The sequence below is a fragment of the Shewanella sp. YQ_9 genome, assembly GCF_043103185.1.
GTDB lineage: Bacteria > Pseudomonadota > Gammaproteobacteria > Enterobacterales > Shewanellaceae > Shewanella > Shewanella algae.
Genome location: NZ_JBICJO010000007.1, coordinates 1 through 15,730 on the forward strand (window position 1 = coordinate 1; position 15,730 = coordinate 15,730).

The window sequence follows — 15,730 nt, forward strand, 5'->3', positions numbered from 1 at the left end:
AACGCACTTGTGCCTTTCCCAAGACTTTGTTGGTGAAAATAGCAGGCATAAAGTAGAAAGGGATGTGATTAAGCTGCTGCAAACTGATTTTGATACAAACTGATATGAATGAGTGTAAATAGCGGGGCTAGGTGAAAATACCCTGGGTGGTTCGATTAAAAAAGTAAAAGCGTGACACTAACCTGCTGTAGACGAAAGAAAAAACCTATGCCAAGGCATAGGTTTTTGCGTGTCAGGGCTCGACAGGTATAGACGAGTGGCTGAGATTCAGGCTGCGCCGTCGAACAGTGTATCTTCCAGTGTGCGGCCTCGCATCAGGCTGCGATATTGCCAGCCATTCTGCTTGAGTAGCTGCAGCAGCTCGATATCCAAGGTGTCCTTCTCCGGTTGGTAACGGATAAGGTAGTTTTGTTTGCCCTTGGCCGAGACCTCGTAAACACCTTCAAGGGCGTAGAGTGCCTCCAGCAGTTTTTCCTGATCACAGTGTTGCATCTGCAACGTCAGATAGGCTTCGACGCTGCTCTGCTGCATGGTGACCGACTGGCTCAGTTTACCTTTGTCCAGATACAGCACTCTATCACAGAGCTTTTCCAGCTCATCCAGATTGTGGGAGCTGATAATAAAGGTGGTGTCTGCGCTCAGGGATTCTACCAACTCGCGAATTTTGCGGGCGTTGGCGGGATCCAGTCCGGCCGTGGGTTCATCCAGCAGCACCAACTTGGGGTTGCCTATCAGCGCCTGAGCAATCGCGGCGCGTTTCCCCATACCATGACTCAGAGAGTTGGGTTTTTGATTGGCGACGTCCTCAAGGCCTACCAGCGCCAGCACCCGCATGGATTCAGCCTTGGCAGCTTCGGCGCCCATACCTTGCATGCGGGCAAACAGGCTGAATTGAGTCAGCAGGCTGAAGCCGGGATCCAGGGCGGCGTCCTGGGGCAGGGCAGAGATCTGTCCCAAAAGTTCGCTACTACCCGGGCGTTGTCCCATCACAGTGATTTCACCACTACTTGGACGTATATAACCCAGCAGCAGGCTCATCAATGTAGTCTTGCCGGCACCGTTTGGGCCGACCAGGGCGATGGGACTACCGGGCTCCAGTTGCAAGTCGACGCTATCCAATGCCCGCTTGCTGCCGTAGAGTTTGCTCAGGCCTTTACAGTTAATCAGACTCATAGATCACCTCGCTGCATCATGGTGCGGCCTATTGCCAATAACCCAATGGTTTGCAGCAGTGGCAACCAAGCACTTGACAGTGCCGTTAGCGGCTGGGCATTGAGCATGGCATCTATCTGTGCTCCGGGCACCAGATAACCGATGAAAGAGAGCATGGGCAGCTGAGCATTGATAACCGCCATTACTATCATCATGGCGGCAAAGAAAAGCACCGCAAAAACACTGGCTAATCTGGCCGAGCTGGCCCAGAGTGAGAACAGCGCCATCAGGGCGGTGTAGGGCAGCAGGATCAATACCAGATTGAGTGTCATCATCAAGCCGGAAGTCAGCGCGGGTAGCACCAACGCCATATCCCGGCTCATGGCCAAAAATACGGTTGCTATGACTGTGATGGCAACCAACAGCAATTGGATCAATATCATGCCGAGGAAGCGGCCGAAGAAGAGGGCATCGCGGCCCGAACGCAGGCTGAGGAAGCGCAGTGTGCCGCGGTTTTTGTCCGAGGCGAACTGATCGCCGCAGATAAGAATGCTGAACATGGGGAACAGGTAGAGACTGATGACCCAATAGACGGCTTGCTCGGCAACCGGCCAGGCAAACAGTTGATCCAGAGTGCCTTCACCGAAGGCACCGGTAACAAAATGCTTGAAGTCCGGGTTCAACAGAAAGCTGGCGGCACCTCGGACCGGATAGGCGAGGATCAGCAGCCACACCAGGGCGAAAGCTATCATCGCCAGGGTGCCACGGCGGTGGAAAATGAGTTTATAGAGTTCAAATCCCGCGAGTTGCAGGGCGTTTTTCAGCCCTCCGGGATGAGTGCTGTGAGTTGCAGTTGTCATGTGGTTCCTTGTTTTGCTCCAAATATGGAGTCCTTGCAGCGACCGGCGCAAGCACTGGGTTGCCGATAGGACGCCAGCCTAACACCATGAGGCCAGGCAGGCCAACGCCTGGCCGCTATTTCAAGCGGTAGCTGTCGTTTTTACGGTCCAATTATGCCAGTTGCGCCTTAAGCTCGGCCAATTCCTGTTTTAGTAAAGCCAGCTCTTGCTTCATTGTCGCCAGTTCTTGTTCAAGCAAGGCTATCCGGCTCTGGCTCGCCGTTTCTGGCTCACCTTCGCACTCACCTTCGCGCTCACCTTCATGGTGAGCTGCAGCTTGATTGGCAATCTGAGTGGTATCTGCGCCGCCGGAACCTTCAGATACACCATCATTCTCGGTGAAGTTCTCGGCAAAGCGTATCTCACGTTTTCCAGGCTCCCTGGCCAGTTGGCGGATAAAGCCTTTGTCTTTCAGCGCCAATAGGGTTTGTTCCACTTGTGGCAGGCCGTCAAATTCAAACAGCCGCTGAGCCCGGCTTCTGAGTTCACCTGCGGTTTGGGCGCCGCGCAGCAGCAACAAACACACTATCGCCAGCTCCGCCGGGGAAAACTGCAGCTCGCCAAATTCAGTGTTACAGAATCTGTGGCGGTATTTTATGACCCGGCTGCCAAAGCCGGATTGCTCACTCAGCAGACGTTTTTTACTCAGGCTGTCCAAGGCTTGCTGCACTTCAGACTCGCTCAGTTCCATCACGGGATCGCGGCTGGTCTTTTGATTGCAGGCTTGGGTCAGTGAATTGAGAGACAGGGGATAAAGATCCGGAGTGGTGACTTCTTTTTCCAGCAGGCAGCCAATCACTCTGGCTTCGATGGCATTGAGTTGCAACATAATTGACAGTTCCATTCAAGGCAGATATCGGCCAACTGACCGACATTTTACTCAGTGTTTTTGAGTTATATCAGAGCCTTGAGCCGATGTCGCGGTTTTCTTCGGCTGCGCCTGTCCTGAATAGGGTAGGCGCGTTATTTTAGCTCAATTCTTTGCCAGTTCTTTGTTCAATTATTGGCGTGGATACCGTCATCTTCGATGCGCAGTTTTCCGGCCTTGAACAGGCCGCCGATGGCTTTTTTGAAGGCCTTCTTGCTCATGCCGAGCTCGGCGTAGATCACTTCGGGCGAGGTCTTGTCGCTGTAGGGCAGGAAACCGCCGGCCTGGGCCAGCTTCTTCATGATCCGCTGTGATTGCTGATCCAACTCCTGACGGTCAGCCTTTTGCAGGGTCAGATCCAGTTTGTTATCGTGACGCACCTGCTTGATATAACCCTTGAGCTTTTGGCCAAACTTCAGCTTACGGAACACCTCATTTTGATAGATGACGCCCCAATGCTTATTGTTGACTATCGCCTTGTAGCCGAGATCTGTAGTACCTGCAATGATAAGGTCAACCTGTTGACCATTCTTGTACCAAGCCGGGCTCTTATCGACAAACTTATCGATTTTGGACGAAGCGACAATCCGCTCGTCGGCGCGGTTACGGTGAACATAGACCAGGTAACTGCGGCCCTCTTCGGCCTGCTTGTGCTGCTCACCGAAGGGCAGCAGCAGATCTTTTTCCAGTCCCCAATTGAGGAAGGCACCGACCCGACCAATGGAAACCACCTTGAGATAAGCAAACTCACCCACCTGAGCCAAGGGCTTTTTAGTGGTTGCGATAGGCAGGTCGTTGGAGTCCAGATAGAGGAACACCTCCAACTTGTCGCCAACCTGACAACCCTTGGGCACCACTTTATTGGGTAATAACACCTGTCCCAACTCATGAGCGTTGAGGTAAACCCCGAAATCAACCTGTTTGACCACTTCCAGGGTGCAACTTTGACCTATTTCTGCCATCTGTTTTTGAACCTGATTAACTTTGTTTCAGCTGCGGCGGATTATAACGGATTGCGCTCACCTATGCCCGTGCCTTTTGTTAGGGAAGGTACGAATAAGTCCTCGTGGCCTTCTCTTTTGTAGGGCGTGGCTTGCACAGCAATTGGCGTTCAAGGCATCTGACTGAAGGCATGCCGGGGCCTGTCGAAGTCAGACTTCCCTAAGTTTGAATAAGACTAAAGTTAGCGCTGCTTTTTGCAGCAGAACTGGTTAAGCTGAAAATAAAAACCTTTGCCTATGTTCTCTATCTGGTCCGTCAGCCTGCTGGCACTCTTGTATCTCGCGCTGTTGTTTATCATCGCCTGGTGGGCGGATAAATATAAACCCAAACGCTTTCGGGCGCTGTTTTACAGCCTGACACTCGGCGTCTACTGCACCTCCTGGGCTTTTTTCGGTACCACGGCTCAGGCTGCCAATCATGGTTGGTGGCTGGCGCCCACCTATGCCGGTACCTTGATCCTGTTTCTATTTGGCTGGCGGCTTTACTGCCGGGTGGCACAAATCTGCCGCGATGAAAAACTCACATCCCTGGCCGACTTTATCGCCAGCCGCTATGGCCAGTCTTCCAGCCTCTCCGGGTTGGTGTCTTTTATTTCCGTGATTGCCATAGTGCCCTATATTTCGTTGCAGCTGTCGGCCACCTCAGAAAGTATCGCCATGCTCACGGGCGAAGAGGTTTCCTCAGGCGGATTCTGGCAAGACAGTACCTTTTATATCATGTTGCTGCTGGCGCTGTTTGCCGTACTGTTTGGTGCCCGGCGTCCAAGACCCAGCGAGCACAACCCGGGGCTGGTGGCCAGTATGGCGTTTGAATCGCTGGTGAAGCTGGCTGCCTTTATTTCGGTTGGGCTGTTTGTCTGTTTCGGTTTGTTCGACAGCCCGCTGGCACTCTGGCAACAGGCTCAGAGCGCCAAGGCCGAAGGGCGCTTGAGCTTTGAGGTCGACTCCGGCTACATCTATGCCACCCATACCCTGCTTGGGGTGTTGGCCATGTTCTGTTTGCCGCGTCAGTTTCATATGCAGTTTATTGAAACGGGCGGCGAGGGCCATCTCAGTACGGCGCGCTGGCTGTTTCCGCTGTATCTCATTCTTATCAATCTGTTTATTTTGCCTATCGCGGTAGCCGGCCTGTTATGGTTCGGTAAGGAGCAGGTGGCGCCGGACTCCTTCGTACTGGCCTTGCCGATGGCGGTAGAGAATCACGCCGTTTCCCTGATGGTGTTTCTCGGCGGGTTTTCGGCGGCCACCAGCATGGTGATTGTCTCGGCGATAGTGCTGTCAATCATGATCACTAACGACTTTATCAACCAGTTTATTCTGCGGCGTTCATCACTGGCCTCCGGCAGTCGCGGCCTCAGCCAAAACGCCTTGCTGCAGGCCAGAAGGGCGGTGATCTTCGCGCTGTTGCTACTGAGTTACTTTACCCACAGAATACTGGCCGATACCAACTCCCTTGCCATGGTGGGCTTGATGTCTTTTTCCCTGGTGGCGCAGTTTGCACCTGCGCTGATCATAGGTTTGTGGTGGCGTCAGGCCTCTTGTCTTGGGGCGCAGTTGGGGATCGCCTCAGGCTCGCTGGTGTGGTTTTATACCTTGCTGCTACCGAACCTGGTGATAGGCGCGGTTGGTTACCAGCCCTGGCTCGACAATGGCCCATTCGGAGTTCAGGCTTTGGCGCCGCGGGATCTACTTGGGCTGGGGCTGGATGATATTACCCAGTCCATGCTGCTGTCGCTTGGGCTCAATCTATTGGTGTATATCTTGCTGCCAGTGCTGCGCCCGGCGGGGCTCGCCGAGCGGCTGCAGAGCAGCAAGTTTGTTATCAGCCGGGATGACAGACGGGAAGGTGTGCCCAAGGCCAGTTTGAGTTTTCATGATCTGGCGGCCTTGCTGAAACGCTTCGGCGAAGCCGACTCGGTCAGTCAGTTGGTTGCCAGCGAGTTCCCGCTGGATCCCAATCACTGGAAAGCGGATGCGCCGGTGCGAACCGAGCAGCTGGTCGAGAGAGAGCTCGCCGCTATGGTCGGCGGCGCCTCGGCCAGGCTGATTATCGATGCCGCCAAAGATGAGAAACATCAGGGGCTGGAGCAGGTGGCCGAATTTGTCGATGAGGCCCGCGAAGTGCTGCGCTTTAATCGCGACTTGCTGCAATCGACCATAGAAAATATCCAACAGGGGATCAGTGTGGTGGACTCCCAGCTGAGGCTGGTGGCCTGGAATCAGGGCTACAAGGATATGTTCCTCTACCCGGATGAGGCGCTCTATATAGGTCGGCCGGTGGAAGAGATAATTCGCCTCAACGCCCACAGAGGCATGTTTCGCGGCGAAGACCCCGAACAGGAAATTGCCAAGCGTCTCGACTATCTGCGTCGGGGCAGCGCCTATAAGTATCAGCGCACCCACAGCAATGGCCGGGTGTATGAGATGCAGGGTAACCCCTTACCCGGTGGCGGCTTTGTGACCACCTATACGGACGTAACCGACTTTGTCAGTCAGCAGCGCCAGCTGGAACACGTCAATGCCTCGCTGGAAGAAAAAGTCAACCAACGCACCCGGGCGTTGACCCAGGCCAACCGCGAGCTGTCCAATGCCAAACGGGTGGCCGAGCAGGCAACCGAGAGCAAGACCCGCTTTTTTGCCGCCGCCAGTCACGATCTATTGCAACCCTTCAATGCCGCCAGCCTGTTCTGCTCCTTGATGAGTGACAAGGCCAGGGGCAGTGAGCTGGAAACCCTGGCCGATAATATCCGCAGCTCCCTTGGCAGCGCCGAAGAGCTGCTCAGCAGTATTCTGGAACTGACCAAGCTCAACGCCGGAGCCTTCAAGGTGAATGTCAGCGAATTTTCACTGCGGCAAATCATAGATCCCCTCAGGCACGAATATCAGGCACTTGCGGCGCAAAAAGGCATAGGCTTTCATCTCGAGAGTCAGGAAGTGCTGCTCAATACCGACAAGGCGCTGCTCAAACGTGTGCTGCGTAATCTGCTCAGCAACGCCATTCGTTATACCGAGCAGGGCGAAGTGCGGCTGAAGACCTATCTTGAAAACGGACTCTTGTCATTGATAGTGGAAGACACGGGCATTGGTATCGCCAAGGAAGATCAATTGACCATATTTGAAGAGTTCAAGCAGCTCGGCAGCCGCGGTAACGCCGAAGGGCTGGGGCTTGGGCTGGCGATTACCAAGCGTATCTGCGATCTGTTGGACATCCCCTTGCTGCTGGGTTCCCAGTTAGGAACCGGTACTCAGTTTACCTTGTTGCTGCAATGCAAGTCGCTGCCGGGGGCTGTGGCCGCGGTCAAACCCAAGACTTTGGAGAGTGAGTCCGATTTTGCCGGGTTGCGGGTTTGGCTGGTGGATAATGATCAAACCGTGCTCGAAGCCCTGGGGCAGGTCATGGGCAGTTGGGGCTGCGAGATAGAAAAGGCCACCGGCGCCGAGCAGTTGGCTGAACTGCAAGCGCGTTTGCCCTTGCCGCAACTTTTGATAGTCGATTATCAGTTGGATGCCGGTCTCACCGGGGTTGAGCTGTTGGCCTCCCAGGGGTTGTCCGGATTACCTGTGATTATCAATACCGCCAATCAGGCCGAAAGCATTCGCGAGCAGGTCAGTGATGCCGGTTTCCCCTTGCTTTACAAGCCACTGAAGTTGCCGGCGCTCAGGCGCAGTATCAAGCGTTTGCTCAATTGAGGCGCGCTTTTAAATAAAGCGCTTTGTGGGGAAGGGGAAACCGTTATTCGGGGCGGCTGAGCTGGTTATAGCGGATGCCGGCCTGGGTTCGGTTGTTGAGGCCGAGCTTGCGCAGAATGGCCGATACATGCTGCTTGACCGTGGTTTCCTGCACCTGCATTTCATAGGCTATCTGCTTATTGAGCAGGCCATCGGCAATCATCGCCAGCACCTTGTATTGTTGCGGCGTCAGTTTTTCCAGATTTCTGGCAAAGTCCGTCTGCTCGTCATCGGCGTCCAGAGTTTCCAGCGCCAAATCCGCCGGTAGCCAGGTTTCGCCATTGAGCACCTCGGCGATGGCTTCGGATATCCGCTCCAGCGGCGAGGACTTGGGCACATAGGCCGAAGCGCCCAGGGCGATGGCTTGCTGCATAATCGCCGGTGCTTCGGTGGCCGACACCATGATGATCAACACATCCGGATATTGATTGCGCAGTTGCGACAGTCCCTGCAAACCATTGGCTCCTGGAATGCCGAGGTCGAGAAACACCAGCTCAGTTTCACTGTGTCGCCCGAGCAGCTCAAACAACCCCTCGAGATCGGCGCATTCGCGTATCTGTGCTTCATCCAATACGCAGGCGGCGGCCTGCTTGAGGGCGCTGCGAAACAGCGGGTGATCATCGGCAATTATGGCTTTCACCAGACTCATCCTAAGGGCTCCGGGTTTCAAATTTTATACGGGAAAGTATCAATAAAAACAAGGCTTACACTAGGGTAAGCCTTGTTCGGGGCACGGATTAAAAGCGGTAGCCTACCGTCAGGGTCACTGTGCGTGGATCGCCGTAATAACCAATCAGGGTGTTGTCGCCACCGAGTCCTGGGGTGTACTTGCTGACATCTGTCGGATCGCTCGGATCTGGGGTGACAAACTGATAGCCGCCGATAAGGTACTCTTCATCGGTGAGGTTTTTGCCATAGAGGCCGGCATACCAGCTGCCGTCATTGCTATACCAGGTGATCCCCAGATTCAGCAGGCCGTAGGCGTCCTGGGTTAGCAGGCTGTCTTCCTCAAACAGCACATAGTCACCGCGATAGTAATAGTTGCCGTTAAAGACAAACTCACCGATATCGGCATAGAGGCGATAGGTGAAACCCAGGTTAAAGGTGAGATCCGGGGTATTGGCTATGGTGAACCTGTCCGATTTGTCGAAGGTTTCACCCGTAACTGGGTTGGTATCGAACACTTCACTGAATTCCGCATCGATATAGCCCACCGCCAGGTCAAAGTTCAGCGCATCTGTGGCCACCCAGGTCATCTCAAGCTCTGCGCCACGGGCCTCCGAAGAGCCTATGTTGCCCAGGCGCTGATTGAGATCGGCAGCCGTGTCGCCCGGCAAAACAGAGATATACTGCCTGTCCTTATGATCCAGGCTGAACAGGGTTAGGTTGGCCCTTAAGTTGCGGCCCCATTCGCTCTTCATCCCCAGCTCGAAGCTGTCAACGGTTTCAGGATCTGCCGCCGGCTCGGCGCTTTCGGCCCTGGGGTTAAAGGTGCCTGACTTGAAGCCCTGGGCGTAACTGGCAAAGAACATGATGTCATCCGAGTACTGGTATTCCACCCCGACTCTTGGGGTCAGCTTGGACCAGTCTTCACTGTCGTCCAATACCAAGGGCACCAAGTCGCCGTCGGGGCGGACATAGCCCGGCACCCAGCCGGATTCGGGATAGACGGTATCAAATATCAGGCCGTTGCGGACATAGGCCTGCTTTTCATCTTGGGTGTATCTCAGCCCCAGGGTCATGGACCAGCTGTCACTCAAGTCTACGCTGCCCTGAATATAGGCCGCCTTGCTGGTGGAATTGGAGCAGCCGCTCACTTCACGGGTCAGCCCAGGGGCGTTGAGCACCTTTCCAAGCTCTTCGAGAATCGCCTGAAACTGGCCGCAGGAATCGGCATCATAGTAGTAAAGACCTGACACCAGCTTGTAGTTGTCGCCGCTGTGATGCAGCTGCAGCTCATGGGTGGTTTGCTCGTCGTCATAGATGGCCGGTACGTCGAAAATTTGCAGTGAGGTGTTGTCGAAATCTATGTTGGTGGGTGAGTAACTCTCTCTTCTGGCCGCAATATATTTCAGCTGCGTTGAGTGGTTTATATCCCAGCTGCCGGTGAAGCTCCAACCTTCGAGGTCCACCTCGTTCCAGGTGGGCAGACTGGTGTAGGAGTCGAACTTGCTGTCCGGTACCGGGGCATTGGTCAGCAGACTCGGCAGCAGGCGATAGCCCCCCTTGGCGTTGGACTTATCGTCTGTTTTATCCCAGGCGAGGCGGAAAAACAGTGAGTCTGTTGGGTGATACTCCAGGGTGAGCCGCATGGCACTGAGATCTTTGTTGTAGTTCTCTTTGTCCTGGTTCGGCTCGGCCGAGGTCAAAAACTTACCGAAACCATCGCGGTTGAGGTTGGCATAGCCAAAGCCCAGATACAGCTGCTCGTCTATCAACGGATACTGGCCGGTGATCTTGAGATCTTTCTGATTAAAGCTGCCGTAGGAGCCCTGAATATTCAGCTGGGGATCGCCGGACATCACCTTGGTCACATACTTGACCGCACCGCCTATGGTGTTCTTGCCGTAAAGCGTGCCCTGAGGGCCGCGCAGTATCTCTATCTGCTGCACGTCCAGCAGATCCAGTACCGCCCCCTGTGGGCGGGCGATATAGATATCATCCACATAGATACCGACGCCGGGCTCATAACCCCAGAGCGGGTCCTGCTGGCCCACGCCGCGAATAAAGGCGGTGATGGTGGAGTTGGTTCCCCGACTCGCCTGCAGCGTGGTATTGGGGGAGAACTGCTGCACTTCGGTCACCACGGTAATACCGCGTTCATTAAGCTCGGCCTCACTGACTGAGGTGACGGCGACCGGTATTTCCTGCAGGTTTTCCACTGTGCGTCTGGCGGTGACTTCAATACGTTCCAGCTCGCCCTTATTGTTGGTTTCTTCTGCCTGAGCCGCTATCGGCGTCAGTGCCGAAGCTATGGCCAGTGCCAGCAGAGAGTAGGGGATCTTGGCTTGACTCATGATTAAGTCCTTTTGCTGTTTTGTTTGTTTTGTTTTTGTTAATACTTCGGCGTTTACTCTAGAGCAAAGGAAGCAGAAGGGAATTAGCACCTTAGTACAGTGTTATTTAATGATTTGAAATTTATTGGTTATTTTGTGTATAGCACTATGGTGTTATGTTCAATCCGGCTTTTGCTTGTCACTCTCTTGGTTACAAAAATTGGTTGCAAAAAATTAACAATGGTGCCTGGTCAATCGCTGCAAATTTGCGGCGCCGGAATAGGGCGACCAACAACAAGAGATGGGCTTATGTTGAGTATGCTGGGACTCTTCGGTGGCTTACTGCTGCTGATCATTTTGACACTCAGAGGTGTCAACCTGTTTGTCGCCGCGCCACTGTGCGCGGCCTTGGTTGCGCTGAGCAACCATATTCCGTTATTCGATGCCTCGGGGGCTGACTTTGTCAGTGCCTATATGGGCGGTTTTTCCGGCTTTCTGGCGTCCTGGTTCTTTATGTTTTTGCTGGGCTCTTTGTTTGGCAAGTTTATGGAAGATACCGGCGCGGCCGATGCGGTGGCGCATTTTATTGTGGGGAAACTCGGGATCCGCTATGCGGTGCTGGCAGTGGTAGCCGCCTGTGCCGTGTTGACCTATGGCGGCGTCAGCGTATTTATTGTGGCATTTTCCGTCTATCCCATGGCGCTGGGGCTGTTCAAGGATGCCAATCTGCCGCGGCGTTTTATTCCGGCAGCGTTGGCACTGGGCTCGGTGACTTTTACCATGACCTCGGCCGGTTCGCCTGAGATCCAGAACTGGATCCCGATCAAATACCTCAATACCTCTCCCTGGGCCGCCTGGGAAGTGAGCCTGGTGGTGGCCCTGTTTATGGCGGTCAGCGGTTATTTCTGGCTCAAGTGGATGATTAACCGAGCCATCGCCAGAGGTGAGCGTTTCGAGGCGCGCAGTGATGATCCTGAAGTGCCGGAGCGGGATCTGCCCCATCCCATCACAGGGGTGATCCCTCTCATTGTGGTGCTGGTTATCTCCTTTTGGCTGCACGATACCCTGGCACAAAATGCCCTGATAGTTGCCTTGCTCGGTGGGGTGCTGACGCTGATGTTAATCAACTTCCGCCATTTTCATCATCTGGGACGGGCGGTCAATGACGGCACCACAGGCGCTTTGGTGGCCATAGGCAATACCAGCGCCGTGGTCGGCTTTGGCGCCGTGGCCAAATCATCGGCTGCCTTTGCCACTGCGGTTGAGGTGATGACCAATATGCCGGGCAATGAGCTGTTGGGGGCTGCGGTGGCGGTGAGCGTGATTGCTGGCCTTACCGGCTCTGCCAGCGGCGGCCAGGCGATAGCCCTGCCTTTGGTGGCGCCCCATTATCTGGATATGGGGGTGAACCCGGATCAGCTGCATCGAGTGGTGGCTATCTCTTCCGGTGCTTTGGATACCTTGCCCCATAACGGTTATGTGGTTACCACCATTCGCGCCATCTGTAAGGAAACCCACAAGCGCGCCTATTGGGCGATGGCGGCGCTGACGACCCTGCTGCCGCTTATCGGTGTCGCGCTGGCACTGGCTCTGTTTATTTGGTTTTAAGAGGTGAATATGAAGTTATTTGCATCCTGCATGTTTGCGGCGCTGCTTGGGGTTGCCCAAGCCAGTGCTCCGGCTTCGGCCGAGTCTGTTTCTGCCTCGGCGGCTTCGTCCTTGAAAGCGGCCGCCCAGCCTATGCTGGTGGAGAAAAAGTCGTTTACCACCACTGAGTTTCGCACAGTATCGGGCAAAGTGTTGCCCAGTGTGACCGTCGGCTGGGAAAGCTACGGCAGTCTCAATGCGGCCAAGGACAATGTCATACTGATCACTCATTTCTTTTCCGGTAATTCCCACGCCGCCGGCAAGTACGCCGAGTCTGATCCCCAGAGTGGCTATTGGGACGCCATCATAGGGCCGGGTAAGGCGATAGATACCAATCGCTTCTTTGTTGTCAGCGCCGACACTCTGGTCAACGCCAATGTGCACGACGGTCATACCATCACCACAGGGCCTGCCAGCATCAACCCTGAAACCGGCAAACCCTGGGGATTGGATTTCCCCGTGGTGACCATTCATGACTTCGTCGAGGTGCAGCGCTTGCTGCTGGAGAGTCTCGGCATTGAAAAACTCCATGCGGTGATGGGTGCCTCCATGGGGTCATTTCAGGCGCTAGATTGGGCGGTGAGTTACCCGGACAGAGTCGAGCGGCTCATTCATGTTATCGGCGCCGACAGCATGGATGCCTGGAGCGTACCGGCACTGGAAAAATGGGCCCTGCCTATCCGGCTGGATCCCAACTGGCGCGGCGGCGACTACTACGGCAAGACGCCCCCGGTGGCAGGGCTGACCGCGGCGCTGCTCAATATCACCCAGGATGCAATGGCGCCGGAGGCCTATCTGGCCAGCTTCAAGGACTTCACTGTGGCCGACAAAGGCGCGCTGGCGGATATTCGCACGCTGCCGCAAATCAGCCAGATCTTGCAACAGCGCGCCGGGGCCAGGGCGGCATTGCAGGATGCCAACCATGTGCTGTATCTGGTACGGGCCTCGCAACTGTTCAGTGCCGATTGGCAAGGGGGCGAGCTGAAACTCGCCTTGGCCAAGATAAAGGCCAAGAGCCTGTTGCTGCCCGCCAGTGGCGATCTGCTGTTGCGGCCCCAGAGGGTGAGGCAGATGGCCGCCACCCTGAAGGAACTGGGTAAAGAGGTAGAGATAAGTGAAATTAAAGGCCCCTGGGGCCATCTCGATGGCTTGTTCTCCATTCAGAGCAAGAGTGATGAAATCCGTACATTTCTGGCGGACTGAGTCAAGCCGCCGCAGGGCGTAATTTTAAGGAGCCTGTATGAAAGACCCTAAAACCGTATTGATCACCGGCGCGGCCAGCGGTATCGGCCTGGCGATTGCCACTGAGCTGGCGGCCTTTGGCCACAGGATATTGCTGAGCGATCTCGACCCTGAGCGGGCGATACTGGCCGCCAACACGCTCAATCAAGCCGGCGGCAACTGCTTGGGCCTTGGGCTCAATGTCGCCGACTCCCGGGCCATTGAAACGCTGACCGAGCAACTGGCTGACATTGAAGTGGATGTGCTCATCAACAATGCCGGACTGCAGCATGTGGCGCGCCTCGATGCCTTTCCGGCCGAGAAGTGGCAACTGCTGCAACAGGTGATGCTCACCGGCCCGGCGATGCTTTGCAAGGCATTGCTGCCGGGAATGCGGGAGCGCAACTTTGGCCGCATCATCAATATCGGCTCTATCCATGCACTGGTGGCATCCAGGTACAAGTCGGCCTATGTGGCCGCCAAACACGGTTTACTGGGACTGAGCAAGGTCGTGGCGCTGGAAAACGCCGACTGGGACATTACCGTCAACACTATCTGCCCGGCTTATGTGAAGACACCGCTGGTGGAGGCGCAGATAGCGTCTCAGGCAAGGGAGCACGGCATGAGCGAGCAAGAGGTTATCGACAACATCATGCTGTCCCCCATGCCGAAGAAGGCGTTTATCGGCGTCGATGAAATCGTGCATTCGGTGGCGTTTTTGATGGCGCCAGCGGCGCGCAATATTACCGCCCAGACGCTGGTGCTGGACGGTGGCTGGACCGCGCAATAAGGCAAGAGAGGCTGACACAGGAGAATCACTATGGCCGGGTTGGATAAAAGGGTTGCCAGTCATGAACAGGCATTGGAGGGGATAACCCATGAGATGCGGATCATTGCCGGAGGCTTTGGCCTTTGTGGCATACCCGAGGGTTTGATAGCCGAGTTGGTACGCAAAGAAGTGCGTAATTTGGAGCTGGTGTCCAACAACTGTGGCGTCGACGACTTCGGTCTTGGGCTCTTGCTGCAAAACCGCCAAATTCGCAAGATGGTGGCGTCATACGTGGGTGAAAACGCCCTGTTTGAGCAATTGATGATGACTGGTGAGCTGGAGGTGGAGCTGGTGCCTCAGGGCACTCTGGCCGAGCGGATCCGCGCCGGCGGCGCCGGGATCCCGGCGTTTTACACGGCCACCGGGGTAGGAACCCCCGTGGCCGAGGGCAAACCCAGTGAACATTTCGAAGGGCGGGAGTATCTGCTGGAGCGTGGCATAGTCGCCGACTTTGCGCTGGTTCGTGCCTGGAAGGCCGATTGGCAGGGCAACTGCATCTATCGCCACACCGCGATGAACTTCAACCCCTTGGCAGCGATGGCGGGCAAGATAACCGTGGTAGAGGCCGAAGAGATAGTCGAGCCAGGCAGCCTGCCGCCATCACAAATTCATACACCGGGAATTTTTGTCGATCGCCTGGTGCAGGGACAGTTTGAAAAACGCATCGAAAAGCGCACCTTTCGACCCAGCTAACAGGAGAACAGCATTATGGCGTTGAGTCGCGAACAGATGGCTATGCGGGTCGCCAGAGAGATCCGTGACGGTGATTATGTCAATCTGGGCATAGGCATTCCCACTCTGGTAGCCAACTACCTGCCACCCGGGATAGAGGTGATGCTGCATTCGGAAAATGGTCTGTTGGGAATGGGGCCGTTTCCGCTGGAGGAAAAGATAGATGCCGACATGATCAATGCCGGTAAGGAGACTGTCACTGCGGTCAAAGGCGCGGCGATTTTCGACTCGGCCCTGAGCTTTGCCATGATAAGGGGCGGGCATGTGGATCTCACAGTGTTGGGGGCGATGGAGGTGGATCAACAGGGCAATATTGCCAGTTGGATGATCCCGGGCAAGATGGTCAAAGGGATGGGCGGCGCCATGGATCTGGTGGCCGGCGCGGCCAACATCATATGTACCATGATGCACTGCAGCAAACAGGGTGAGTCCAAGTTGCTTGAGCGTTGCACGTTGCCGCTGACCGGGGTTAACTGTATCAAGCGGGTGCTGACGGACTTGGCACTGCTGGAAATCCGTGACGGCGGTTTTCATCTACTGGAGCGCGCGCCGGGGGTAACTGTTGAGGAGATCCGCGCCAAGACGGCGGGCAGACTGCATTGCGGCGAGTCTGTGCCGGAAATGACCTTTGATTAATTCGCTAAATTGGGTGGCGT

Annotated in this window: 12 protein-coding genes; 6 read left to right on the plus strand and 6 right to left on the minus strand. The window is 55.3% G+C overall.

Annotated elements, in window-relative coordinates; translation table 11 throughout:
- Nucleotides 1-267 precede the first annotated feature (267 nt).
- From ACF8D4_RS01825 to ACF8D4_RS01840, 4 genes are all read right to left on the minus strand, one after another.
- Nucleotides 268-1,173, minus strand: a complete 906-nt coding sequence (locus tag ACF8D4_RS01825) for an ABC transporter ATP-binding protein (RefSeq protein WP_335920823.1) — start codon at nt 1,171-1,173, stop codon at nt 268-270.
- Nucleotides 1,170-2,012, minus strand: a complete 843-nt coding sequence (locus tag ACF8D4_RS01830; protein WP_392464490.1) for an ABC transporter permease subunit — start codon at nt 2,010-2,012, stop codon at nt 1,170-1,172. Before ACF8D4_RS01830 ends, ACF8D4_RS01825 begins: the two co-directional genes overlap by 4 nt.
- Nucleotides 2,013-2,163: 151 nt before the next feature.
- Entirely contained in the window at nt 2,164-2,880 is a 717-nt protein-coding gene (locus ACF8D4_RS01835; RefSeq protein ID WP_392464492.1) for a YceH family protein, read from the minus strand.
- 167 nt (nt 2,881-3,047) lie between these two features.
- Nucleotides 3,048-3,881: a S1 RNA-binding domain-containing protein gene (locus ACF8D4_RS01840; RefSeq protein ID WP_044734372.1), complete on the minus strand. Its 834-nt coding sequence runs from the start codon at nt 3,879-3,881 to the stop codon at nt 3,048-3,050.
- A 276-nt stretch (nt 3,882-4,157) separates the two neighbouring features.
- Here ACF8D4_RS01840 and ACF8D4_RS01845 point away from each other — a divergent pair, with 276 nt between their 5' ends.
- On the plus strand, nt 4,158-7,610 hold the full coding sequence (locus tag ACF8D4_RS01845) for a PAS-domain containing protein (RefSeq protein WP_392464494.1): 3,453 nt from the start codon (nt 4,158-4,160) through the stop codon (nt 7,608-7,610).
- A 43-nt stretch (nt 7,611-7,653) separates the two neighbouring features.
- Here the strand turns inward: ACF8D4_RS01845 and ACF8D4_RS01850 are convergent, their stop codons facing one another.
- Complete coding sequence (locus tag ACF8D4_RS01850; RefSeq protein ID WP_025888960.1) at nt 7,654-8,298, minus strand: response regulator transcription factor; 645 nt, start codon at nt 8,296-8,298, stop codon at nt 7,654-7,656.
- Nucleotides 8,299-8,386: 88 nt separating this feature from the next.
- Nucleotides 8,387-10,666, minus strand: a complete 2,280-nt coding sequence (locus ACF8D4_RS01855; RefSeq protein WP_208162200.1) for a TonB-dependent receptor — start codon at nt 10,664-10,666, stop codon at nt 8,387-8,389.
- A 288-nt stretch (nt 10,667-10,954) separates the two neighbouring features.
- Here ACF8D4_RS01855 and ACF8D4_RS01860 point away from each other — a divergent pair, with 288 nt between their 5' ends.
- Genes ACF8D4_RS01860 through ACF8D4_RS01880 form a run of 5 tightly spaced genes read left to right on the plus strand, consistent with a single transcriptional unit; the run spans nt 10,955 to nt 15,710 of the window.
- The gene (locus ACF8D4_RS01860; protein ID WP_025009614.1) at nt 10,955-12,253 is read left to right on the plus strand and encodes a GntP family permease; all 1,299 of its coding nucleotides are present in this window, start codon (nt 10,955-10,957) and stop codon (nt 12,251-12,253) included.
- Nucleotides 12,254-12,262: 9 nt separating this feature from the next.
- Nucleotides 12,263-13,495 (plus strand): homoserine O-acetyltransferase, encoded by a 1,233-nt coding sequence (locus ACF8D4_RS01865; RefSeq protein WP_117200641.1) that lies wholly within the window; start codon nt 12,263-12,265, stop codon nt 13,493-13,495.
- A gap of 37 nt (nt 13,496-13,532) precedes the next feature.
- Nucleotides 13,533-14,303 (plus strand): 3-hydroxybutyrate dehydrogenase, encoded by a 771-nt coding sequence (locus ACF8D4_RS01870; RefSeq protein WP_144130857.1) that lies wholly within the window; start codon nt 13,533-13,535, stop codon nt 14,301-14,303.
- 30 nt (nt 14,304-14,333) lie between these two features.
- Nucleotides 14,334-15,035, plus strand: a complete 702-nt coding sequence (locus ACF8D4_RS01875; protein WP_144130859.1) for a CoA transferase subunit A — start codon at nt 14,334-14,336, stop codon at nt 15,033-15,035.
- A 15-nt stretch (nt 15,036-15,050) separates the two neighbouring features.
- Entirely contained in the window at nt 15,051-15,710 is a 660-nt protein-coding gene (locus ACF8D4_RS01880) for a CoA transferase subunit B (protein WP_028779305.1), read from the plus strand.
- The last annotated feature ends 20 nt before the right edge of the window (nt 15,711-15,730 follow it).

Bases quoted from the DNA above. Each gene is read 5' to 3' on its own strand.
- ACF8D4_RS01825 (WP_335920823.1), bottom strand. From the start codon at position 1,173: ATGAGTCTGATTAACTGTAAAGGCCTGAGCAAACTCTACGGCAGCAAG.
- ACF8D4_RS01830 (WP_392464490.1), bottom strand. From the start codon at position 2,012: ATGACAACTGCAACTCACAGCACTCATCCCGGAGGGCTGAAAAACGCC.
- ACF8D4_RS01835 (WP_392464492.1), bottom strand. From the start codon at position 2,880: ATGTTGCAACTCAATGCCATCGAAGCCAGAGTGATTGGCTGCCTGCTG.
- ACF8D4_RS01840 (WP_044734372.1), bottom strand. From the start codon at position 3,881: ATGGCAGAAATAGGTCAAAGTTGCACCCTGGAAGTGGTCAAACAGGTT.
- ACF8D4_RS01845 (WP_392464494.1), top strand. From the start codon at position 4,158: ATGTTCTCTATCTGGTCCGTCAGCCTGCTGGCACTCTTGTATCTCGCG.
- ACF8D4_RS01850 (WP_025888960.1), bottom strand. From the start codon at position 8,298: ATGAGTCTGGTGAAAGCCATAATTGCCGATGATCACCCGCTGTTTCGC.
- ACF8D4_RS01855 (WP_208162200.1), bottom strand. From the start codon at position 10,666: ATGAGTCAAGCCAAGATCCCCTACTCTCTGCTGGCACTGGCCATAGCT.
- ACF8D4_RS01860 (WP_025009614.1), top strand. From the start codon at position 10,955: ATGTTGAGTATGCTGGGACTCTTCGGTGGCTTACTGCTGCTGATCATT.
- ACF8D4_RS01865 (WP_117200641.1), top strand. From the start codon at position 12,263: ATGAAGTTATTTGCATCCTGCATGTTTGCGGCGCTGCTTGGGGTTGCC.
- ACF8D4_RS01870 (WP_144130857.1), top strand. From the start codon at position 13,533: ATGAAAGACCCTAAAACCGTATTGATCACCGGCGCGGCCAGCGGTATC.
- ACF8D4_RS01875 (WP_144130859.1), top strand. From the start codon at position 14,334: ATGGCCGGGTTGGATAAAAGGGTTGCCAGTCATGAACAGGCATTGGAG.
- ACF8D4_RS01880 (WP_028779305.1), top strand. From the start codon at position 15,051: ATGGCGTTGAGTCGCGAACAGATGGCTATGCGGGTCGCCAGAGAGATC.